General features: G+C 57.7%; 21 protein-coding genes, 2 tRNA genes and 1 pseudogene. 20 read left to right on the forward strand and 4 right to left on the reverse strand.

Annotated features, from left to right (window positions below):
- The first annotated feature begins 227 nt into the window (after positions 1–227).
- On the forward strand, positions 228–812 hold the full coding sequence (locus tag AC1AWD_RS02940) for an IS607 family transposase (RefSeq protein ID WP_476563557.1): 585 nt from the start codon (positions 228–230) through the stop codon (positions 810–812).
- Positions 805–2,169, forward strand: coding sequence for an IS607 family element RNA-guided endonuclease TnpB (gene tnpB, locus AC1AWD_RS02945; RefSeq protein ID WP_476563559.1), 1,365 nt, complete (start codon positions 805–807; stop codon positions 2,167–2,169). Before AC1AWD_RS02940 ends, tnpB begins: the two co-directional genes overlap by 8 nt.
- Positions 2,170–2,207: 38 nt before the next feature.
- Here the strand turns inward: tnpB and AC1AWD_RS02950 are convergent, their stop codons facing one another.
- Positions 2,208–2,789: a GNAT family N-acetyltransferase gene (locus AC1AWD_RS02950; RefSeq protein ID WP_476563561.1), complete on the reverse strand. Its 582-nt coding sequence runs from the start codon at positions 2,787–2,789 to the stop codon at positions 2,208–2,210.
- Between the two features lie 242 nt (positions 2,790–3,031).
- Between AC1AWD_RS02950 and AC1AWD_RS02955 the strand changes: the two genes are divergently transcribed.
- The 16 genes and pseudogenes from AC1AWD_RS02955 (at position 3,032) to AC1AWD_RS03030 (ending at position 20,300) form a co-directional block, all read left to right on the forward strand.
- Entirely contained in the window at positions 3,032–3,436 is a 405-nt protein-coding gene (locus AC1AWD_RS02955; RefSeq protein ID WP_476563563.1) for a pyridoxamine 5'-phosphate oxidase family protein, read from the forward strand.
- A gap of 234 nt (positions 3,437–3,670) precedes the next feature.
- On the forward strand, positions 3,671–4,543 hold the full coding sequence (locus AC1AWD_RS02960) for a formate/nitrite transporter family protein (RefSeq protein WP_476563565.1): 873 nt from the start codon (positions 3,671–3,673) through the stop codon (positions 4,541–4,543).
- An 81-nt stretch (positions 4,544–4,624) separates the two neighbouring features.
- Positions 4,625–5,464 carry a histidine phosphatase family protein gene (locus AC1AWD_RS02965; protein ID WP_476563567.1) on the forward strand — a complete coding sequence of 280 codons (840 nt, stop codon included), beginning with the start codon at positions 4,625–4,627 and terminating at the stop codon, positions 5,462–5,464.
- 256 nt (positions 5,465–5,720) lie between these two features.
- Positions 5,721–6,659 carry a magnesium transporter CorA family protein gene (locus AC1AWD_RS02970; RefSeq protein ID WP_476563569.1) on the forward strand — a complete coding sequence of 313 codons (939 nt, stop codon included), beginning with the start codon at positions 5,721–5,723 and terminating at the stop codon, positions 6,657–6,659.
- A 561-nt stretch (positions 6,660–7,220) separates the two neighbouring features.
- A complete protein-coding gene (locus AC1AWD_RS02975; protein WP_476564557.1) occupies positions 7,221–8,954 on the forward strand; it encodes an ABC transporter permease in 1,734 nt (577 codons plus the stop codon).
- 99 nt (positions 8,955–9,053) lie between these two features.
- Positions 9,054–9,836 (forward strand): annotated as a pseudogene (locus AC1AWD_RS02980) (ABC transporter ATP-binding protein); the annotation flags it as partial.
- A 156-nt stretch (positions 9,837–9,992) separates the two neighbouring features.
- On the forward strand, positions 9,993–12,965 hold the full coding sequence (gene leuS, locus AC1AWD_RS02985) for a leucine--tRNA ligase (RefSeq protein WP_476563571.1): 2,973 nt from the start codon (positions 9,993–9,995) through the stop codon (positions 12,963–12,965).
- Between the two features lie 176 nt (positions 12,966–13,141).
- On the forward strand, positions 13,142–13,966 hold the full coding sequence (locus AC1AWD_RS02990; RefSeq protein ID WP_476563573.1) for a ComEA family DNA-binding protein: 825 nt from the start codon (positions 13,142–13,144) through the stop codon (positions 13,964–13,966).
- Positions 13,963–15,837 carry a ComEC/Rec2 family competence protein gene (locus AC1AWD_RS02995; RefSeq protein ID WP_476563575.1) on the forward strand — a complete coding sequence of 625 codons (1,875 nt, stop codon included), beginning with the start codon at positions 13,963–13,965 and terminating at the stop codon, positions 15,835–15,837. The genes AC1AWD_RS02990 and AC1AWD_RS02995 overlap by 4 nt, the downstream gene beginning before the upstream one ends.
- Before the next feature lie 4 nt (positions 15,838–15,841).
- Positions 15,842–16,822 carry a DNA polymerase III subunit delta gene (holA, locus tag AC1AWD_RS03000; RefSeq protein WP_476563577.1) on the forward strand — a complete coding sequence of 327 codons (981 nt, stop codon included), beginning with the start codon at positions 15,842–15,844 and terminating at the stop codon, positions 16,820–16,822.
- Between the two features lie 69 nt (positions 16,823–16,891).
- Entirely contained in the window at positions 16,892–17,422 is a 531-nt protein-coding gene (gene tsaE / locus AC1AWD_RS03005) for a tRNA (adenosine(37)-N6)-threonylcarbamoyltransferase complex ATPase subunit type 1 TsaE (RefSeq protein WP_476564559.1), read from the forward strand.
- An 83-nt stretch (positions 17,423–17,505) separates the two neighbouring features.
- Entirely contained in the window at positions 17,506–18,351 is an 846-nt protein-coding gene (gene tsaB, locus AC1AWD_RS03010) for a tRNA (adenosine(37)-N6)-threonylcarbamoyltransferase complex dimerization subunit type 1 TsaB (RefSeq protein WP_476563579.1), read from the forward strand.
- Entirely contained in the window at positions 18,351–18,920 is a 570-nt protein-coding gene (rimI, locus tag AC1AWD_RS03015) for a ribosomal protein S18-alanine N-acetyltransferase (RefSeq protein ID WP_476564561.1), read from the forward strand. Before tsaB ends, rimI begins: the two co-directional genes overlap by 1 nt.
- Positions 18,917–19,960, forward strand: coding sequence for a tRNA (adenosine(37)-N6)-threonylcarbamoyltransferase complex transferase subunit TsaD (tsaD, locus tag AC1AWD_RS03020; protein ID WP_476563580.1), 1,044 nt, complete (start codon positions 18,917–18,919; stop codon positions 19,958–19,960). Before rimI ends, tsaD begins: the two co-directional genes overlap by 4 nt.
- A gap of 135 nt (positions 19,961–20,095) precedes the next feature.
- Positions 20,096–20,168 (forward strand) — tRNA-Asn (locus AC1AWD_RS03025).
- Between the two features lie 59 nt (positions 20,169–20,227).
- Positions 20,228–20,300: transfer RNA gene (locus AC1AWD_RS03030), tRNA-Asn, on the forward strand.
- A 218-nt stretch (positions 20,301–20,518) separates the two neighbouring features.
- Here the strand turns inward: AC1AWD_RS03030 and AC1AWD_RS03035 are convergent.
- Genes AC1AWD_RS03035 through AC1AWD_RS03045 form a run of 3 tightly spaced genes read right to left on the reverse strand, consistent with a single transcriptional unit; the run spans position 20,519 to position 21,558 of the window.
- Positions 20,519–20,803: a methylated-DNA--[protein]-cysteine S-methyltransferase gene (locus AC1AWD_RS03035; protein WP_476563582.1), complete on the reverse strand. Its 285-nt coding sequence runs from the start codon at positions 20,801–20,803 to the stop codon at positions 20,519–20,521.
- Positions 20,695–21,051, reverse strand: coding sequence for a methylated-DNA--[protein]-cysteine S-methyltransferase (locus tag AC1AWD_RS03040; RefSeq protein ID WP_476563584.1), 357 nt, complete (start codon positions 21,049–21,051; stop codon positions 20,695–20,697). Before AC1AWD_RS03040 ends, AC1AWD_RS03035 begins: the two co-directional genes overlap by 109 nt.
- Positions 21,052–21,099: 48 nt before the next feature.
- Complete coding sequence (locus AC1AWD_RS03045; RefSeq protein WP_476563586.1) at positions 21,100–21,558, reverse strand: MerR family transcriptional regulator; 459 nt, start codon at positions 21,556–21,558, stop codon at positions 21,100–21,102.
- Between the two features lie 108 nt (positions 21,559–21,666).
- Here AC1AWD_RS03045 and AC1AWD_RS03050 point away from each other — a divergent pair, with 108 nt between their 5' ends.
- Both AC1AWD_RS03050 and AC1AWD_RS03055 read left to right on the forward strand, forming a co-directional pair.
- Positions 21,667–22,104, forward strand: a complete 438-nt coding sequence (locus AC1AWD_RS03050; RefSeq protein ID WP_476563588.1) for a cupin domain-containing protein — start codon at positions 21,667–21,669, stop codon at positions 22,102–22,104.
- A gap of 27 nt (positions 22,105–22,131) precedes the next feature.
- On the forward strand, positions 22,132–22,887 hold the full coding sequence (locus AC1AWD_RS03055; RefSeq protein ID WP_476563590.1) for a carboxymuconolactone decarboxylase family protein: 756 nt from the start codon (positions 22,132–22,134) through the stop codon (positions 22,885–22,887).
- Positions 22,888–22,942 lie beyond the last annotated feature (55 nt).

The raw sequence follows: 22,942 nt of genomic DNA on the forward strand, positions 1-22,942 counted from the left end.
CCAACGGTTGTGCGAAAGGCTGGGCATGCGCAGGGAAGGACTGTTTCTGGACTTCATCTCTTTCGTGAACGATTCGAATGGCAACCCACTGTATGAAAATACGTATCAGTACGCCATCCTGCGGAGGGAATGGCGCTGATACGGCCTGCCTGATTCCTAAAGAGGGGTTGTAATCTGCTGCACTTCTTGTTTGTTTTATTACTGTTTAGTTTGTTATAATTGATATCATGTTGGTTCGTGAATGGGCTGCCCGTGAGGGTCTGAATCCCCAGACGGTGTGGAAATGGTGCCGCACCGGGAGAATGCCCGTGCCCGTGGAGCATACGCCTTCGGGCATGTGGCTCGTTCACGACCCCAAGTACGAGACCTCCGCGCCGGTCGGAGGCGAGGGCCGGACGGTCTGCTACGCTCGCGTGTCGTCCGCCGACCAGAAGGCCGACCTGCAACGGCAGGCGGATAGGTTGAAGGCGTTCGCCGTCAACATGGGCGTCGAGAACCCGGAGGTGGTCACGGAGACCGGTTCCGGCATGAACGACCGTCGGCGCAAGCTGAATCGTCTGCTCGCCGACCCGACCGTGACCCGTATCATCGTGGAGCATCGTGACCGTCTCGCCCGCATGAACGCCGGACTGGTGGAGAGCGCGCTGAAGGCGCAGGGGCGGCGGATAATCGTGGTGGACGACGCTGAGCCGGATGATGATCTGGTGCGCGATATGACCGAAGTCCTCACCTCGTTCTGCGCGCGGCTGTATGGGCGTCGCGCGGCCAAGCATAAGGCGGAGGCCGCGTTAAGGGCGGTGCGTGATGCGTAAGGGAGTCAAAGTGGCGCTCGACCCGACGCCGAGACAGACCCGGATGCTCGCGTCCAATGCGGGCGCGGCCCGCTTCGTGTTCAACCTCGGTCTGATGCACGTTGCCAGCCAGTTGAACGGACTCACCTCCTGCGAAGGCAAAGGCAAGGCGGACTGGAGCATGCCCGCGCTGCGACGCTGGTGGAACGAATGGAAGGACGAAATCGCCCCGTGGTGGCGGGAGAACAGCAAGGAGGCGTACACCAGCGGACTGCAATCACTGTCCGACGCGTTCTCCAACTACTTCGCGTCCCGTGACGGCGACCGCAAAGGGGAGCGGATGGGCTGGCCGAAGCCTCGCAGCAAACGCAGGACGACCCCGAAGTTCACGTACACGACCGGCTCGTTCGGCGTCGCCGACCCATATGGGTTGAAACTGCCGCGCATCGGCCGCGTGCACTGCATGGAGAACGTCGGGAAGCTGACCGGCGGCATCCAACCCTCACGCATGACCATCAGCAGGCATGACGGACGCTGGTACGCGAGCCTGCTCATCGAAGTCCCCGACCCGCAGCCGTCCACCACATTGCAAGGCCATGTGGGCGTGGATCTGGGCGTCAAACGCATCGCCACGTTCAGCGACGGCGCCATGGTCGAGAACCCGCACACCCTGAAGACGAGCATGCGACGGCAACGCCGAATCCAACGCAAGCTGAACCGGCGCAGGAAAGGGTCTAGACGGTGGCTGGAGGCCAAACGGGAATTGCAGAAGGTCGCGGCCCGCGTCGCCCGTCAACGCCGCGACCGCATGGACAAGCTGACCACCATGCTCGCCACGACCTACGCGGACATCAGCGTCGAGGACCTGAACGTCAAAGGCATGACGAAACGACCGAAAGCGAAAGCGGACACGAACAACCCCGGACGATACCTTCCCAACGGACGCAAGGCCAAGGCAGGATTGAACCGGGAGATTCTAGACGCGGGCTTCGGCATGTTCCGTCGCATGCTCGAATACAAGTGCGTCCGAACCGGCGCACGACTCCATATCGTCAACCGTTGGTATCCAAGCAGCAGGACATGCTCGAACTGCGGGGCGGTGAAAGCCAAACTGTCCCTTAAGGAACGCGTGTACGTGTGCGACCAATGCGGACTGGTCATCGACCGCGACCATAACGCGGCCATCAACATCGACGTCGCCGGGAGTGCCCCGGAGACTCTAAACGCGTGCGGAGGATGCGTAAGACCGGGGAACCCCGGCGGACATCCGAAAGACCCGTCCTCAAACACGGGAAGGAAACACGAACCAGGCAGCGAGAAACGCATAAGGCTTGGAGCGGACACCCGCAAGAGTGTCCTGCAAACCAAAACAAACTAGTTTGCAACGGGATTCCCGTATGTCGTTGGGATTCCGATTTATACGGAAGCCTTCCATTCGTTACGGGTGATGCGGCGGATGACCTCGTCCCGGTAGACATCGCCGAGCAGTTCCATATGCACATGTTCGGCGATTCCGATTCGTTTCAGGCCAAGCTTGTCCATCACACGGGAAGATTTAATGTTTTCAACATCGTGTGTGCCCCAAACCGCATCCAATTGAAGATCTTCAAAACCGTGGCGCAGCAATTCGCGGCACGCTTCAGGAATCAGCCCCTGCCCCCAATAGGGTTCGCCAATCCAATATCCAAGCTCCAGCGCATGTTTGGTTTGGGGGCGGGGCCCATCGGCGTAATCACCTGCAATATCCGACGACAGCGGTTTCAATCCGACACTGCCAACAGGCTCTCCGCTTTCCTTCAACACAACGGCATACGTCTCCGGCGCGCTTAGCGTATCGCGAATAATCCGTGCACTATCCGCAACGCTGCGATGCGCCGGCCAAGCGGCTGCTGGGCCGACATTCGGACTGCTTGCATAGCGGAACAGCGCACGCGCATCAGCGTCATCGTCAACATGCCAGGGGCGCAAAATCATGCGTTCAGTAACTAAATCGGTCATAAAACGTGACTATAGCATCGCATCACGGGACGGGACGGAACAAATTCAGCGAATCCGATAACGGGAACCGCGTTGGGTGATGAAAAAACCGAGATTGTGCAGCTTGCGCGTCAACGAGTAGAGCACGCCGCGCCTGCAGCGTTCGTCGGCTGCGGCGTGACATTGCTCACAGCGAGTCCGCGCGTGAATGCGGCAAAAGTGAAGTACCCTTGAAACAGCACCAATTTGAAAGGATGGACGCTATGGCAACACTCACCGCTGAGATGAAGACCTTCATCGAAAACAATCTCGTTTGGATTACCACCATCAACAAGGACGGCGAACTCGACCTCGGTCCGAAGATGTCGATGTTCGTGCTGGACGACAATCATCTCGCATACCACGAGCGCACCGCAGGCCAGCATTATCGCAATTTGGTCGACGGCAGCCCGCTGGTCATCGCCGTTGCCAACCTGGCCGAAAAAAAAGGCTACCGTTTCCGCGGCACCGTGACCCTGCACACCGATGACGCCATCTACGACGAGCAGGTCAAGATCGCCGAAGAAAAGGGCACGAAGAAGCCGGTCGCCATTCCGGTCATGGAAATCACCGAAATCCAGGATCTGACTTCCGGCGCCACCGCCGGCAAGACCATCGAAAAGGACTGACCGACGTTTCATAAGCCGTCAGATGACGTCCATGCGTGGTGCGTTATCTAACGGGGCAATCTGAGGCGGCGTTTCATTCGAGCATGTATCGACATGCCGGTGAAGCGCCGTTTTGCGTTGAACCGTCATCGTTCCAGCTATGCTTGTGCGCTGTCGGAACGGCCCATTACGGAGGGCTGAAATCCGCACTGACAATGACGTGAGCATATCCATAGGGGGACGACGATGTCGCACATGCGTGAATCCACACCATCCAAAATTGCACAGACAGGTGCCGGCAACGGTGCGCCGACGGTCATCAACATCGACGCTTTGACACCGGCGCAGACCGAGGAAGCCGTGGAGCGCGCGGGGGAGAACAAGACGCGGTTATCCAGCGCAAGAACCTTTCTTTCAGCCATGTTCGCCGGCATGTTCATTGGCTTTGGCGCATTGTTCTTCCTCATTGTCACTTCGGACTCCTCCTTGCCATGGGGGCCGCAACGCTTCATGGGAGGTCTTGCATTTTGCATGGGGCTCATACTGGTCCTATGTTGCGGCGCTGAATTGTTCACGGGCAATTCGCTGATGGCGTCCGACCTTCCTCGGCGACGCATCGCGTGGACGGCCATGCTGAAGAATTGGGCGATCGTATGGGGCGGTAATCTCGCCGGAGCCCTCATGCTGGTAATGTTGATCGCGCTTGCCGGAACCTTGGGACTGAACGATGGCGCGGTGGGTGCGGTCGCGGTGGCCACCGCTTCGGCAAAGGTCGGCACTGGATGGGGCACGCTTTTCGTACGCGGCATCCTATGCAACATCCTTGTCTGCCTCGCTGTGCGTATCGGGTTCGCGGCACGATCAGTTGCAGATAAGGTCATTGGCATCCTGTTGCCCATCGCGGGATTCGTCGCCATGGGCTTCGAACACTGCGTGGCCAACATGTTCTTCCTTCCCATCGGCATGGTCGGTGGAATGCTTGGCTACGGAGACGCCACGCAGGCTGCGGCCATCACGTTCCCAAGCATTATCATCAATCTGTCGGCTGCGACGCTGGGCAATGTCATCGGCGGAACGGTGTTCGTAGCACTCGCATATTGGTTTGTCACAGGGCGTCCAGAGGCATGACATGGATGCATAACAAGGCCGCTCGGTGGGGGATGCCAGTATAGTTTGGAGTATTGGAAGCGTTAACAAGAAAGCGGATGCATGATCAATGAAGTGGTGATGCTGCGTCACGGGCGCACTGCATACAATTTGCTGCGTCGATTGCAGGGACAGATCGACATTCCGCTCGATATCATCGGCCGATGGCAGGTGGACCAGAGTGCCTATGAATTGGCAGGTCGATATTATTGGGCGAAGGCGTCGCATATTGCGGCGCATCCTGAAATGCTGCAGGATATGCAGGCCAAAGATTGCACGGAACAACTGTCTGAGCGTGGCGTTGCGGATGTGCGTGAATGCTCTGCGGCAAAGCATGTGATGCATATTGTGTCGTCCGATTTGTATCGTGCGCAGCAGACCGCGCATGCGTTCGCGGATATTATGGGACTTCCCGTGGAATCGGATGCACGTTTGCGTGAGCGCAGTTTCGGTGAATGGGAGGGCATGACTCGTGAAGAGGTATGCGAGCGTTGGCCTGAAGATTACGCGTCTTGGCGTGCACATACGGGCGGTGAAACGCGGCATGGCGTGGAAACACGTGTGGAGGTCGGTACGCGTGGTGCCGCAGCGGTGCATGACATGATCGCTCGCTCGCAGTCCGATCCTACGCAGCAGACACTGATGCTCGTCGGTCATGGCTCGTGGATCGTCGCCACAATCGAAACGCTGTTGAACATGGATCCTGATTCCTTGAGCAATTTGGGTGCGGTGGGCAACGCTTGTTGGTCACGCTTGACTCCTGTATATAAGGAGGACGGCGTGCAATGGTTGTTGGAGGAGTTCAATTGCAGGCCGCAAGCGGCGGCGATGACGGATTGGGAGAACGGTCCGGATTATCTGCGTAATCCGGATATGCCGAAGTGGCGTGTATTGCAAGGCTGAGGTTGCAGTCCTGCGGTGTCTGTGTGAAGGATTTGAAGCGCGTTCAATCCGCGTTCGCCATGTGTTCAGAATCCCTTATGACTCGCCGCTGGCCGAATTCCTAGCCTGGGATTATCCTAGGTAAGGTTTACACGCGCGGTACGTCTGGCATGCCTCAACCAAGTAGGGTTTGAGCAATGTTTTACGAGCACAGACACCGCCGATCGATACCGTACAGCGATAGAACGTAAGACAGCGCGGAAGGCGGGTGACAGTCATGTTGAGAATGTTCCGAACCATCAATAGCCAGGTGGAGCAGATCGAAAAACCGGAAAACGGATCATGGTTATGTCTTACCCAACCTACCGACGTGGAATTGGCTACGGTCGCCCAAGAGACGGGCGTTGAACTCGCCGACCTGCGCGCGCCTTTGGACGACGAGGAACGTTCGCGCGTCGACGTCGAAGATGATTACACGATGATCATCGTCGACATCCCGACGGTTGAAGAACGTGACGGTCGCAACTGGTATGAGACGATCCCGTTGTCGATTATCATCACACAAAGCCTGATCATCACCGTGTGCATGCAGGATACACCTGTACTGCATCCGTTCATGGAAGGTACCATCCGCGGTTTCAACACGTTCATGAAAACGCGTTTCATTCTGCAGATCCTGTATCGCAACGCCACCATGTATTTGCGTTACCTGCGTATCATCGACCGCGAAAGCGACCGACTGGAAATGAAACTGCGCCATTCCATGCAGAATCGCGAAATCCTGATGCTGCTTGAGCTGAGCAAAACCTTGGTCTATTTCACGACGTCGCTCAAATCGAATGAAATCGTGATGGAAAAGCTGACCACGCTGCCGCGCATCAAACAGTATCCGGAAGACGAGGACCTGCTGGAAGACGTCATTATTGAAAACAAGCAGGCCATCGAGATGGCCAACATCTACTCCGGCGTTTTGGCGAATATGACGGACGCATTCGCTTCGATCGTATCGAATAATCTGAATAACGTAATGCGCATCTTCACGATCATTTCGATTTCGATTTCGATTCCGACGTTGATTTTCTCCCTGTATGGCATGAATTTCGACGTGATGCCGTTGACGGGCCAGTCGTGGGGCTTCGCGTTCGTTGTGATTGTGTCGGTGGCGCTCGCCGCCGTCGTCACGTGGTTCCTGACACGTACCCGAATGTTCAAGTAAATCGGTGGCGTCTTGTCCGTGTATGTGACGCGGATGATTGTGCCGTGTTCTGTCGTATTTTTTCGCTGTTTTTCGTGTGATGTAAGGAGGTGAACGTCATGGGAGACGATTGTTGTAGTACAGGCGTGTTATGTTGCGCCGCCGATGAGCGGCGGCTTACGCGTCGGGCCGTGCATGCCCGACGCCAACGGCGACCCATGATGGGCGCTTCCCATACATATTGCGATATGCATTGCTGATTGCAGCCGTTTCGGTATCGTCTGCTTACGATTTTGCTGATGCGCGGCGTTGCTGATTTTCGGTATTGCTGATTGTGTTATCGCTGATTTCCAGCATGGTGAAGCGTTCCTGATATTTATGATTGTTGCGGTCGCCTGAAATCGTTCGTCGCACGCGAGAGACCACATCGAGTAACGAGTAACCACATGATGATCGGTCTCGTCGTCGTGCCCGATTCGTGCAGGGGGCAACCCGAATATGACGTGGACCATCCGTACCTTCTTCAACATGCAGACTCGCGCTGCCGGCGGCGAAGCGTCGCCGTCACACACCACGACCGTCATGCCGGCATCCTGGTGTTCTCCGACAAATCCGCATATTCGCATGATCTGTGACGCTATCGTCGCCGGCGGCGCCATCACGATATTCGGCCTGCTATCGTGGCTGATTCCCGAATTCATCGCGCCCATCGGCGTCGACGGCGTTCCGACAGGCATCGTCACTGATCCGGCGAAGCTACCATATTACGCGCTGTGTTCCATGCTGCGCATGCTGGTGGCGCTGCTGTTCTCGCTGATTTTCAGCTTCGTCTATGGGCTGGCCGCAGCACGTTCGCGCCGTCTGCGCCTCGTGCTCGTGCCCTTGCTGGACGTGCTGCAATCGGTGCCGATTCTTGGTTTTCTCTCAGCGACCATCACCATCTGGATGGTACTGTTCCCAGGAAGCATGCTGGGTGTGGAAGCGGCCTCGATTTTCGCGATCTTCACCTCGCAGGCTTGGAACATGGCATTCTCGTTCTACCAGTCGCTGATCGAGGAGCCCGCCGACCTTGTGGAAGCGGCCATCTCCCTGCGCATGACCAAATGGCAGCGTTTCTGGAAACTCGATGTGCCCCATGCCATGATTCCGCTGCTGTGGAACACCATGATGAGCGTCGGTGGCGGCTGGTTCTTCCTGACCGCATCCGAAATGATCTCCGTCAATAACGAAACCTACGTGTTGCCCGGCATCGGCAGCTTCGTCGGAGCCGCCATCCAAAACGAGGAGCTGCGCAACGTCACATACGCCATCGGCACTATGATTATCGTCATCATCCTTGTCGACACGCTCCTGTTCAAGCCGGTCACCGTGTGGGCCGACAAATTCCGTGTCACCACCGTCACGGCCGGTGATGTGCAGCCGCGACGCAGCCTTGTATTGGCCATCATCCGCCGCTCGCACCTCAACGAATGGCTGTCGGCCTGCGCAAGGCCGATCGCAGACCTGTTCGACCGGTGCATGCGCCCGTTGGGTGTCACCGGAACGGTGCATAGCACATCCGCAAGGCGACGTCGCATAGGAGACCTGCTGTTCGGCACGACGCTCGCCGCGGCGCTCACATGGGGAGTTTTCATTGTGGTGGCGGATATCCGCGCGGACGGAGGGCTGACGGAAGTACGCAACGTGATGGTTTTGGGCCTGCTCACTTTCACACGTGTGCTCGCATTGACGTTGGTCTGCTCGATTATTTGGGTACCGGTCGGCGTGCGTATCGGCATGAACGCGAAACTGGCGCGTATCATGCAGCCGTTGGTGCAGGTATGCGCAAGTTTCCCCGCGAATTTCACCTTCCCGTTCGTGGCATTGTGGTTCATTGCCTGGCATATCGATCTTGACTGGGGCAGTGTCCTGCTGATGGCGCTCGGCACGCAATGGTATATCCTGTTCAACGTGATCGCAGGCGCGTCCGCCATCCCCGATGACCTGCGCGAAGCCTGCCGCAGCTTGGCATTAAGCCGATGGCAGCAGTGGCGCACGCTGATTCTGCCCTCTGTATTCGGCGCATGGTGCACAGGCGCGATCACCGCGGCCGGCGGCGCATGGAACGCCTCCATCGTGTCGGAGATCGTCACCTACGGTTCCGTGACATTCACCGCGCACGGGCTCGGCGCCTATATCGCGAACGCGACGGAAACAGGTGACGGAGGCCATATTCTGATCGGCGTGCTGGTGATGTCGTTGTTCGTCGTGGCGCTGAACCGCCTGCTATGGCAGCCGTTGCAGCGTTTCGCGTCGAAGCGTTTCGCGCTCGCATGATTCGTACCGGCGAGCCCTCCGGCCGTGTCCGGCCATCTTCGGTTTGTTTTTTTGTTGTTTGCCCAACGTTGAAATCGTCAGTATGTAAGGGAATTGATTATGAGCTTTATCGAAGCACGCCATGTTTCCAAGATGTTCCGCACCGATGCGGGAGAACGCAAAACGGTGTTCCATGACATGAGTCTGACCTTGCACGAAGGACAGATCGTGGCGATACTGGGTCGTTCCGGAAGCGGGAAAAGCACGTTTTTGCGCGTGCTGGCCGGTTTGATCACGCCGGACGGCGGCGACGTGCTGTATCAGGGGAGTCCTGTTGTCGGTCCGAATCCGGATGTGGCCATGGTGTTCCAGTCATTCGCGTTGATGCCGTGGCTGACCGTACAGGCGAACGTCGAATTGGGACTGGAAGCCAGGGGAGTGCCGCGTGCGGAACGTCGCCGTCTGGCGGCGGATGCGATTGACATGATCGGTCTGCATGGTTTCGAACGGTCGTATCCTCGCGAATTGTCCGGCGGCATGCGTCAAAGAGTCGGCATTGCACGGGCTTTGGTGCTGAAGCCGAAGGCGTTGTTCATGGATGAGCCGTTCTCCGCGCTTGATGTGATGACGGCGGAGAGCCTGCGCCAGCAGGTGCTGCGTGTATGCGGGGAGCATTGTGGCGTCCGTTCGGTGGTGATGGTGACGCACAATATCGCGGAAGCCGTGGAAATGGCAGACCGGATTGTCGTGCTTGGAGCGAATCCCGGCCGGATCGTTGCTGATATCGCGATTGACGTCGCGCGTCCTCGTGATGTGCATTCCGCATGGTTTACGCGGATGGTTGACGATTTGCACGCGATGATGACGGATCCCTCGTTGGCCGGGGCATCGGATGGAACATCTGTCGATTCGCTCGTTGGATGAGCCGTCTGCCAGATTGCCTGCTGCCTTGCCGGATGGCCTGTTTGATGGCATGTCGGGAAGCGGGATGCGCAATGCTTCCCGACATGCGAATACTGACTTGTGTCGTGTCCAGTTGCGCGGCTACTTTGCATGATTATGAGTGACATTGAGAAGAGCGCGCAGGCGCAGTCGACCGAACCCGCTGAGCCCTCGTTCCGCTACAATGCGGCGATGGCGCAGGACATTGAAACCAAGTGGCAGAAGACGTGGGACGATGAAGGCACGTTCTGGGCCGCCAACGTCCATGGCGATTTGAAGGACGGCAAAGGCCGCAATGCCGAAGGCCGTCCGTCCTATTTCGCGATGGACATGTTCCCGTATCCGTCAGGCAAGGGCCTGCACGTCGGCCACCCGCTGGGTTACCTTGCCACCGATGTGGTGAGCCGTTATCACCGTATGAAGGGCGAGAACGTGCTGCATGCCATGGGCTATGACGCCTTCGGCCTGCCGGCTGAGCAGTATGCGGTGCAGACCGGCCAGCATCCGCGCATCACCACCGAACAGAACATCGCCAACATGCGACGCCAGCTGCATCGTATGGGTCTGAGCTTCGACAACCGTCGTTCCTTCGCCACCATCGATCCGGGCTATGTGCGTTGGACCCAGTGGATCTTCTCCCGTATCTATGACGCCTGGTACGATCCGGAGGCCACCAACCCGTCCGGTACCAAGGGCTCCGCGCGCCCGATCGGCGAGCTGGTCGCCCAGTTCGAATCCGGCGAACGTGCCATCCCGGGTTTTGAAGGCAAAACTTGGGGTAATCTTTCCGAAGCCGAACAGGCCGACGTGCTCAACGATTTCCGTCTGGCCTATATCTCCAAGTCCCCGGTCAACTGGTGCCCGGGCCTGGGCACCGTGCTCGCCAACGAGGAAGTCACCGCCGAAGGCAAGTCCGAACGCGGCAACTTCCCGGTGTTCCAGCGTGAACTGCGCCAGTGGTCGATGCGCATCACCGCTTATGGCCATCGTCTGATCGAAGATCTTGACAGCATCGACTGGCCGGAGAAGGTCAAGCTGATGCAGCGCAACTGGATCGGCGAATCCCACGGCGCTTCCGTCCATTTCGAAGTGGAGACTTCGAACGGCGTCAAGGACATGGAAGTGTATACCACCCGTCCCGACACCCTGTTCGGCACCACATTCGCCGTCGTCTCCCCGGAACACCACCTGTTGGAGAACGTGCCGGCCGAATGGCCCGCCGACGTTCCGGAATCCTGGAAGGGCGGCTACGCCAATCCGGTCGAAGCCGTCGCCGCCTATCGTAAGGCCGCCGAAGCGAAAACCGCCAAGGACCGCGTCGAAGAAGCCGGGGAAAAGACCGGCTTGTTCACTGGCCTGTACGCCGTCAACCCGATCACCGGCGTCAAGCTGCCGCTGTTCACCGCCGACTACGTGTTGATGGATTATGGAACCGGTGCCATCATGGCCGTACCGGGCGGCGATCAGCGCGATTACGATTTCGCCGTCAAGTTCGGCCTACCGGTCATCTACACCGTCAAGCCTCTGCCGGAATCCGGCGACGACCTGTCCAACTATGAGGGCAAGGCTCCGTTCGTTTCCCACGACGGTATCGTTATCAATTCCTCCGTCGAATCCACGCATGCCAAGGGCGACGCATTGTCCATCAACGGCCTGCGCGTCGATGACGCCATCGCTGCAGTCAACGCGTGGCTGGAATCGGCCGGTGTCGGCAAGGGCACCGTCAGCTACCGTCTGCGCGACTGGTTGTTCAGCCGTCAGCGCTACTGGGGCGAACCGTTCCCGATCGTCTATGACGAGGAAGGCACCCCGCATCTGCTGCCGGATTCCGCGTTGCCGATCAACTTGCCGGACGTGCCGGACTACAGCCCGCGCACTTTTGACCCGATGGACGCCGAATCCAATCCGGAAGCTCCGCTGAGCCGCAACGAAGACTGGGTCAAGGTTGAACTTGACTTGGGCGACGGTGTGAAGACCTATTATCGTGACACGAACACGATGCCGAACTGGGCCGGCTCCTGCTGGTACTACATGCGTTACATCGACCCGAACGACACCGCGAACATGGTCGAATCCGACGAATTCGACTATTGGATGGGCCCGAACCACAACGCCACCGCCGGCAAGTCCGGCGGCGTCGACCTGTACATCGGCGGCGTTGAACATGCGGTGCTGCATTTGCTGTATTCGCGCTTCTGGCACAAGGTGCTGTTCGACCTAGGCTATGTGGATTCGGCCGAGCCGTTCCACAAGCTGTTCAACCAGGGCATGATCCAGGCCTACGCCTACACCGACGACCGTGGCCAGTATGTGCCGGCCGCTGAAGTGGTCGAAGGCGCTCCGGACGAGAACGGCGAACCGACGTTCACCTGGAACGGCGAACACGCCAACCGTGAATTCGGCAAGATGGGCAAGAGCCTGAAGAACATCATCACGCCGGACGACATGTACGAGAACTACGGCGCCGACACGTTCCGCCTGTACGAGATGGGCATGGGGCCGCTTGCCGAATCCCGCCCGTGGAACACGCGCAACGTCGTGGGCAGCATGCGTTTCCTGCAGCGCTTGTGGCGTAACGTCATCGACGAAAATACGGGTGAGGTGCGCGTCGTCGACACCGACATGGACGAGAAGACGCTGAAGCTCCTCAACAACACGATCGCCGATGTGACCGTGGAAATGGAAGGCATGCGGCCGAACACCGCCATCGCCAAGCTCATCGTACTCAACAACCATCTGACCGGCCTCGACGCCGTGCCGCGTGCCGCCGTCGAACCGCTGATCCTGATGCTGTCTCCGATTGCCCCGCATATCTGCGAGGAACTGTGGAACCGTCTGGGACACGCCGAATCCCTGGCTCACGAACCGTGGCCGGTCGCCGACGAACGTTACGTCGGGCAGGACACCGTCACCGCCGTTGTGCAGATCAAGGGCAAGGTACGCGCCAAGCTTGAGGTCTCCCCGGACATCGACCCGGCCGAGCTTGAGAAGATGGCATTGGAAGCCGTCGCCGACCGTCTGGGCGGCAAGGCGCCGCGCAAGGTCATCGTCAAGGCTCCGAAGATCGTGTCCATCGTTCCGGCTGAATAAGCGGTAACGGCTCGCGACGCTGACCGTAATGTCGCAAGCGGCATCGTACGCGACACGTTGTGAAGTGGACGTCACCTGCATGGTGGCGTCCACTTTATATGATGCCGCGACACACCCGGAGCCTGTGGATAACCTCATCTCTTCGTCCACAGAGCCCGGTTCGACTGGACACGTACATGAGCATCGCCCATAGTGGGACGATGGATGCGCGGAACGGTATGGAACTGTCGGATGGCTCGTTGTCGATATCATTACAAGGCGACGCGTATCCTGTCATGCTTCCGCCCCCGCCGCCACCGGGAATGGCGAACCGACAATCAGCAATGACAAAGTCTGAATCCGTGCCGGCTTTTTCCTCGTTTTCCTCTTCTTCGGAATCATCTCCCTTAGCGTCCGCCGGCAAACATCGGCGCGAAGCCAAAACGACATTATCGAATCTGACCGGCGTGCACGATTGCGATAGCGTGGAAGCCAGACTGCAAGAGGGTAAGCAAGTCCGAAGAAACAGGCCTCGCCTCGTGTTCCGCCCCATGCACGCGATAGTGGCGATGATGCTGCTTGTCGCCGCGTTATGCGCCAGCCTGACCATGCTGATACGGCAGGCCTCCAATTATTCGATGATGGCATCCGTGACCGAAACAAGCACTGCCGCCACGGAGAATCAAGACGCGACGTCAGTGAACGGCTCACAAACCGATAGTGCGGCATCAGATGATTCATCATCAGACGCCGCCATGTCAGATGGGGCGTCACCACCCGTTTCGTCCGATGCCATCTCATCAGACGGCACTGCAATTACGCAACCGTCGCCAATAAACCTGAACACGGCCAGCTTGGCCGAATTGGATTCCATCAAAGGAATCGGCCCGGTTATCGCACAGCGCATAATCGATCATCGCGCGCAAATTAGACGTTTCGTCAGCGTCGAACAATTACTGGACGTCAAAGGCATAGGCGAGAAAACCTTGGACAAGATGCGAGCGCAGGTGACGGTCCAATGATCGCAATGCCTTCCATATTCGCATATACGCAACGTGAACAGGGGAGTCGTGACCTGCGCATGCTGCCGGTTGCTGCGATTATGTGGGGCTCTTGTTTGCTGGCGCATCTGGCGACGCCTGTCGCCGTCTGGATTGCCGTCGGACTTGTCGCGCTGCTGTTGATGGTTTTTGTCGCTTTTACGCTGGCTGGCCGCATGCACGGTCGGATTCGCTCATGCAGAAATCGTGATAAGCGCAACCATGGCACCGCGGTTCGTGATTTCGCCCGATACTGCACGCTTGCGGGATTGACGATAATGATTGGCGCGATGCTGGTCGGCGTTAGCGTGACGATTGTGCATGATATGAGGCGGCAGCATGATGCCGCAACGTTGCAAGCCCACAACAATGCCGGCTACGCAATCGTTACGGCCGGTATCCGAACGCCGGTAACCGCGTCGGATAGTCGACAGCGCGACTGCCAGGCGGACGCCGTATTACATACCGTCTCCGACGGACTGACAGTCAGTCCCTCGCATGAAAGCATTCGCATATATGCGGACGGCGACGATTGTTCGACCATCGAATACGGCGCGGTACAAACCATAACAGGCAGACTCCAGCCGGCAGACTACGGCAGTGAGCCACTGTGGCTTATCGCATATCCGGAAACCGGCATACATACCGTCAAAGCGGCTAATTCGCTACGTCGCATGGTCACGGCGGCACAGGAATCCTTCTTCGCGGTCAGCCAACGACTGCCCGAACAGGGGCGTGTACTGGTTCCAGGCCTCACATTAGGCATTCTTGGGCAAGACCATGTGACAATCACGCAAGAAGGGGAACGGGCGCAACCCATCAATGACACGTATGCGGGACTCTTGGAAAACCGATTCCGCAGATCCGGCATCATGCATCTCATGGCCGTATCCGGAGGGCATTTCGTACTGGTCGTCGCAGGTATACGTCGCCTGTGTGCTCACGTACTGTTGCCAAGACATCCGACGGCCATATGCATGGCGGCAGGAGCGATTGTACTATCGGTCGGCATGTATCCCGCGGATTCGGTGCATCGCGCACTGGTATCCAGTCTATTCGGCGCTGCATGCCTATGGTTGGGTAGACGACAGCAGATATGCTCCACATTGAGTTGGACCATCATCGGCACGCTGATTCTGAAACCGGATATGGCATACAGTTACGGATTCGCGCTATCATGCGCGGCGGTATTCGGCATCATGTTTTTCGCCGAGCCTATAGCGCAACGCCTCGAAACGGTGACGCCGTCCACTGTCGCACAAGCCGCCGGCATGACCGTCGCAGCGCAAACGACAACCTTGCCGATACAAGTGCTGATGGAACCCGAACTGCCGGTTCTCTCAGTCCCCGCCAATCTGCTCGTATCTCCGTTCGTAGGATTCGCCACCATATGCGGATTGGGCGCGCTCGCCGTCTCGTGGTTGAATGCGGATATCGGATATGCGCTCGCACGCATAGCATCATTAGGCACGGCCGTTATGGAATATTGCGCGAACATGTTGGGTTCAGACAGCCATGCCGTATTGCCTTGGTCTGACGGCTGGCGGGGAGCCGTCATCATGGTTCTGGCCGAGGCGGGGATATGGTTCATCTGTCGCATGATTGGCAAATGGCTGCACGCCACTGCACGACGACGCATCGTTCACCTGTTCGATGAAAACGCAGCCGGGAACCGTGACGCCACATACACGGCACAACATGGCCGCGCGGAGGAAGATGCCGCCGATGCCGACGATGCCGACGGCGAAGCGTGGGTGGACGCTCCTATGACAGGCGTGCGCCAATGGTGGAAATACACCATGCGATGGTTGCACGACATGGACTGGGCTTGTCCACCGATACGGCGAAATTGAGTACATGCCAAGAACAGCCTCGACGAAATCTCCGGTACGCATCGTATCCGGCGCTGACGCGTATCTGAGCGATATGATGGCACGCGACCTGTGCTCCAAAGCCGGTCAAACGCATCCCGACGCGGAAATCATCGAACTGGACGCAGGCAGTATCGACCGGTACGCATTCGACGAAGCGGTCAGCCCATCCCTGCTCAGCGACATGGCAATCGTCATCATCTCCAACCTGCAGAACGCGGACGAGAAACTCGGCGAAGCCATACTTGAATACTGCAAACAGGCCCAAAAGAATCCCGCCGACTCCAGCATCGTCATCTGCAAGCACGAAGGCGGCGTCAAAGGCAAGAAACTCGTCGAACAACTCGTCAAAGCAGGCGCCGGCAAACAGGACGTTCCCGACCTGAAAAAGCCGGAGGCGAAACTCAATTTCGTCTACCAATGCTTCGAACGCGAACACCGCCGCGTCGACCCCGCGGCGGCCCAACAGCTTATCGCAGTACTCGGCGACAAAACCGGCGAACTCGCAGCCATGGCCAAACAACTATGCTTCGACTTCGACGACGATCCAATCGGCTTAGAACGAGTCAACCAGTACCTGACCGCAAACCCGCAAGTCAACGGATTCTTCATCGCGGACAAAGCGCTCGAGGGAAAAACAGCCGAAGCGATCATCGCCATGCGTTCAGCCATCGAACAAGGCAACGAGCCCATCGCGCTGATTGGTGCGCTCGCCATGAAACTACGCACGCTTGCCAAAGCCTCCGCGGTCAGAAGCGGAAAAATCTCCCGAGCCGAAGCGAAAACCAACCCATGGGTTCTGAAAAACGCCATGCGGCAACTTTCCGGATGGACCTCTGACGGCCTGTCGCAATGCATCCAAACGCTCGCATGGGCCGACGAACAGAACAAAACCAACGGCGGCGACCCCGTCTACGCTTTGGAACGCTCCATCACGCTCATCAGCCAAAAAGGCCGCGTCGCCTGACCCGATACGCATACAAACACATAAGGAACACTCGTGAAATACACCATCATCGCAGCAACGGCCCAAGACATGCGCACCATCGGCGAGCGCATTGCACGCATGACCCGCGGCGGCGACGTGCTTCTGCTTTCTGGTTCGCTCGGCGCCGGCAAAACCACGTTCGCGCAAGGCTTCGGCGCTGGACTCGGCATTGACGAGCCCATCGTGTCTCCGACATTCACCATCGCCCGCGAACTCGACGGACGTTTCCCGAACGGGCGGCCCGCCCATCTTGTGCACGTCGACGCATACCGCTTGGGAGGCAACGATTACGCGCCTGGACAGGATGCGGCCGAACGCTTGCTCGACGAACTTGAATCCTTGGGATTGGATGAAGAACTTGACGATCCGGGAGCCAACACCATCATCCTGATGGAATGGGGCGAACAAATGGCCGCGGCACTTGCGCCGGAACGTCTTGAAATCCATATCGACCGTCCGCATGATCACAGCGCCACGGACGCCGACGGCACGCTGACCGGCGACGGTGATCGCATCGTCACGGTTATCGGCGTCGGCGAAGCCTGGCAAGGCTTCGACTATGAGAACGGCACACGCTGACCCTGTCTTGAAAATCCGGTTCGAAACAACATGCAAGCCCACGATGTACAGTGGCTAGCAGATTTTACGAAGGAGCTTCTCACATGCATACGCTGGTCATCGACACCTCATACGGTTCGGCAGTCGGCATTGTCGGGCATGAGCCCATCATCGAAACCGATTCACGAACCCACGTGGAACGACTGCAAAGCAACATCGCCACGGTAGTACAGCAGGCCGGCCTCACCCCAGCCGACCTCGACCGCATCGTCGTGGGCACAGGACCGGCTCCCTTCACCGGACTGCGAGCCGGCATCGTCGCGGCGAAAGCGCTCGCTTTCGCAACCGGAGCCACATTGATCGGGCAGGACGTTCTTGCACCGCAAGCGGTGATGCTTCGCCTTGCACGACAGGAAAACGGCCCTTTGTCGGAATGCGCATTCCTTAAGGGGCTGCATTGCGATGATGCCGATAGCGTGGAACCGGGTGAGAATCGCCATCTGACGCTCGCCGTCAATGATGCGCGTCGCAAACAACTGTATTTTGCACTGTATGACGACGCTGACGCTGCCGACGACCCATATCGGCAGCCGACAACGCTGATCGACATGGACATCGACTATCCCGACAGCATCGCAACCCGTGTCAACGAAGTCGTAGAACGTCTGAGCGCAGTCAATCCTGACCGGCACATCATCATCGACGTCGCAGGCCATGGTGCGCGCAAATACGCCGCTGCATGGGACGCGTTGGCCGCATACGGTAGCATCATCGATCAATCCCTGCTCGACGCAGGAGCGGCAGGCCTCGCCACATTCGTGCAGCTCAGCGAACACGGCGATTCGAGCGCGCCGATCGAGCCGCTGTACCTGCGTCGCCCCGACGTGTCCGTCCCCAATCCGCTCAAACATGTCCTCGGTCATGCCGGCGCCACCAAGGCGGAACGATGATCATTCTTAACGCTAATCGCATCAATCGAGAAACCGTCGTCCAAGCCATGGCGCGCCTCGAACAGGAAGTCTGGGGCAAACGTGCATGGAGCGAACACTCCATCCGCGAAGAGCTGGATGCGCCCGCCCGCACCTACCTGCTTGCCGTCGATACGGGAACAACAGAAAATGAAGGTCCAGAAAACATCGGCGCAGACAGCATCATCGCCTACGCAGGTTACTGGTACGACGGTGACGACGCGGAAGTCATGAACATCGACGTCGCCAAAGCACACCAACGTCAAGGCATCGGACGCATGCTCTTCGAGCGTATGATCGACAATGCGCGCGAACAAGGCGCGAAACGTATGATTCTCGAAGTCAGCGTCGAAAACACGCCAGCACTCACCCTCTACCAAAAACTCGGCTTCAGCCGCATGGGACTTCGCAGACGCTACTACCAACCGGAAGGCATCGACGCATACACCATGAGCCTCGACCTGAATCCACGCATCGCAGGATTCACCTCAGCCAACACGCAAAACGGCAACGACGAGAACACCAACAAGCCCACGGAGCAGCAACAATGAGCGAACCAATCGTACTCGGCATCGAATCAACCTGCGACGAAACCGCAGCAGCCATCGTCCAAGGCCGCACCCTCATCTCCAACGTCGTCGCCTCCTCCATGGACGAACACGCCCGCTACGGCGGCGTCATCCCCGAAATCGCATCCCGCGCACACGCCCAGGCATTCGTTCCATGCGTATCCAAAGCGCTCGCGGACGCGAACATGACGTTAAACGACGTGGACGCCATCGCAGTGTCCGCAGGCCCAGGCCTTGCCGGATGCCTCGCGGTCGGTGTTTCCGGCGCGAAATCGCTTGCATGGGCGGCAAACAAGCCGATTTACGGCATTAACCACGTCATCGGGCATATCGCGGTCACCCAGCTGCAATTCGGCCCGTTCCCGGCCGACACGATGGCGCTGATCGTCTCTGGCGGACACACGTCGCTGCTGCACGTGGAAGACGTCACCAAGCATATCGACGTCGTCGGCACGACCTTGGACGATGCGGCGGGCGAATGCTTCGACAAAGTCGCGCGACTGCTCGGCTTCCCATACCCGGGAGGCCCGCATATCGACCGTCACGCCCAGCAGGGCGATCCCAAGGCCATCAAAGTGCCGCAAGGCCTGACCCAAGGCAAGGCTGGCCGCGAACACCCGTACGATTTCAGCTTCTCCGGTGTGAAAACGGCCGTGGCCCGCTGGATTGAAGAACGCAACGCGCAAGGATTGGAAATCCCGATCGACGACGTGTGCGCCTCCTTGGCGGACTCCGTCGCGACCGTGCTCGCCCGCAAAGCCATGCACGGTTGCGAAGAATACGGGTCGAATACATTGATTGTCGGCGGTGGATTCTCCGCCAATTCGCAGCTGCGCGCAAAATTGCTGGAATTCGGCGCTGAGCATGGCGTGGACGTGCGCATCCCGCAGCTGAAACTGTGCACCGACAATGGAGCGATGGTGGCGATGCTGGGCGTCAACCTGGTCGAAGCGGGAGTCGCGCCCTCGGCGCCGGACTTCCCGATTGATTCGGCGATGCCGTTGACGAAAATCAGCATGTGATTCAGTCGGCCGCGCGTGTCGTCGTCGAAAAACGTCGCCGACGACACGTGCGACGCGCCGTGATTTGCAATCGATTCTGATTTATGTAATATATGTGACTTGTGCGCGGGGCACAGCCTCAAACACGAAAAACATTCCTGCGTAGCTCAGTTGGCAGAGCATCCGACTGTTAATCGGACGGTCACTGGTTCAAGCCCAGTCGCAGGAGCTCGGATTTGGTTCGGGTCTTCTTTCGGGAGGCGCGGGTTGATGATGAAAATTGAATATTCCTGCGTAGCTCAGTTGGCAGAGCATCCGACTGTTAATCGGACGGTCACTGGTTCAAGCCCAGTCGCAGGAGCTTTCCAAAAAGGCCACCAGCATGTCGTTGGTGGCCTTTTGCATTGTGGAACCAGCATCGGCACCGCATCCCCTACACAAGTACCGGTCACTTTTGCTGATGCGGATGCATTGCTTCAGCAAGTGTGACCGTTTTAGGGCCTGTTTTCGGTCAGATTTGCTGATGGGCTTCGTCATCATCAGAAAAAGTGACCGCAAAGAGTGGTTGTGCGGGCCATTTTACAAGGCGGTGTCTTTTTTCGGAATAGACAGACTTTCCACATCCACTTTTTCAAGTTCCAGCAGTTTCAATTTTCTATCAAGCTCTCCGGCATAGCCCGTCATACTGCCATTTGCGTCCACTACGCGATGGCAGGGCACGATGATTGCAATCTGGTTGTGCCCTATCGCGCCGCCTACGGCCTGGGCGGACTGCTCGCAAGCCCTCGACGAATGGCGATTCTCCGCGCGATCTCGCCATAGGTCACGATCTGCCCGTACGGAATGGTGCACAGCATCTTCCACACTTCATTCTGAAAAGCTGTCCCCATCAAATGCAGCGGCACTGTGAAATCCGGATTTTCGCCCGCAAAATACATGCTAAGCCAGCGTTTCGCCGTCGCCAAAACGGGGATCTCTTTATCCTCATGCTCCTCGGTTAAATGAAGCGCGAAATATTTCTGTCCCACAAACCATAATCCAGTCAAACCAGCGTCATCCGCAGCCAAAAGAATTTCACCTAAAGGAGAATCGTAATGACTCGTATACTGCATGTCATTCCTCCACACAAGTCGGCGGCATGGGCGATGTAATATCGCCGTTCAGCTTTCTTCAGGGAGAGATTTAAGCTTATGCCATACGGCGCGGTATTGTTCGGGGACGTTTTCTGCGGGCATGCTGTTGGGAGCGTCGGTCGTTCCCGCGGCTTTCGCGGTTTCGTAGAACCAGCATTTGAATTCCAGCATGTCCATCATGCTTTGCAATTCGGCCATCTGCGCCTGTGCGGCCTCACGACGCTTTTGAAACAATCGAAGACGCTCGTCAATGGTGTCGTCCCCCTGCAAGGCCATGTCGATGTATTCCTTGATGCCTTTGATCGGCATGCCGGTTTTCTTCAGACAATCAATGATTTGCAGCCATTCGTAATCAGTCTGATCGAATGTGCGCTTGCCTCCGGGGGTGCGATGCACGAACGGCAGCAGGCCTTCCTTGTCGTAGTAGCGCAGCGTGGAAGGCGCGACGCCCATAAGTTTCGCCATTTCGCCAATCGTGTAGGCCATAATGCGTTCCTTCTTCAAAAAAATGAGACATAACCTTGACTTAAAGTGAGGTTTACATTGTATTCTCTGCCGTGGAATCAGAAAACTTCTCATCAAGGAGCGAACACGATGAAGACCACCAGCAAAGAAGAATTCGACAGGGAAAACGTATTCGGGCGGGGCAGGCCCAACACCGGATTCGCCCGATACTTCATCGGCGACTCATACCTGAATCCGCTCACACCGGACACATGCTCCCTGCCGATCTCCAATGTGACCTTCGAACCGGGATGCCGCAACAACTGGCATGTCCACCATGCGACAACCGGCGGCGGACAGGTCCTGATCTGCACAGCCGGCGAAGGCTGGTGCCAGCTGGAAGGCGAAGAACCGGTCAGCATGACGCCTGGCGCACTCGTCGTCGTACCTGCCAATAGAAAACACTGGCATGGTGCCAAAAAGGACAGCTGGTTCTCCCATATCGCCTTCATGATTCCCGGCACCGATGCCAGCAACGAATGGTTGGAACCAGTGGAAGACGAGTATTACAACAGTCTTTCCGACTGAGACACAAGATTTGAAAGGGTTCTTATGATGAGCAGAGAAGAAACCGCACAGCGCAACAATACGAAATGGTTCGGCGGCAACGCTTTCGCCGACTGCACGGCCGATCCGGAATTCCGACAGATCGCCCGACGTTTCCTCTGTGGAGACGTATTGAACGAATCGACGCTTACCGACACGCAGAAAGCGCTTATCATGCTGGTGGCATTGACCACCTGCCAGACAACCGCTTCGATTGCCGACTACACTAATGCCGCACTGAACGTGGGCGCCAAACCGGAGGAAATCAAAGAAGCCCTCTACCAGTGCGCGCCATACATCGGCCTGGAAAAAGTGCGATGCACGCTTACGGAAGTGAACAAGGCATTCACGAAGGCCGGTGTCACGGAGAGTGCTCAAAACAGGGGAACGGTGAACGAAGAGACGCGTTTTGCCGACGGTCTTGCAGTACAGCAGGATATTTTCGGTGTCGGCCATATCAATGCGATGCGCGCGGCCGCGCCTGCCGAATTGAAAACGATGCAGGATTATCTATCCGCATACTGTTTCGGCGACTTCTATACGAGAACGGTGTTGGATGTGCGCATGCGTGAGCTGGTCACATTCTGCGCGATTTGCTGCCTTGGCGGTTGCGAGCCGCAAGCGAAAGCGCACGCCGGTGCGAATATCAGCATCGGAAATACGCGGGAAACACTGATTGCCGCAATCATTCAATGTCTGCCATTGATTGGTTTCCCGCGTGCGTTGAACGCGATTTCCTGCATTGATGCCGTCACGCAAGCGTGATTGGTGACGTATACGTGATTGACATTGATATCAATACTGCGCGAGGCGTGTGGCT

The sequence above is a fragment of the Bifidobacterium sp. LH_512 genome, from assembly GCF_056356435.1.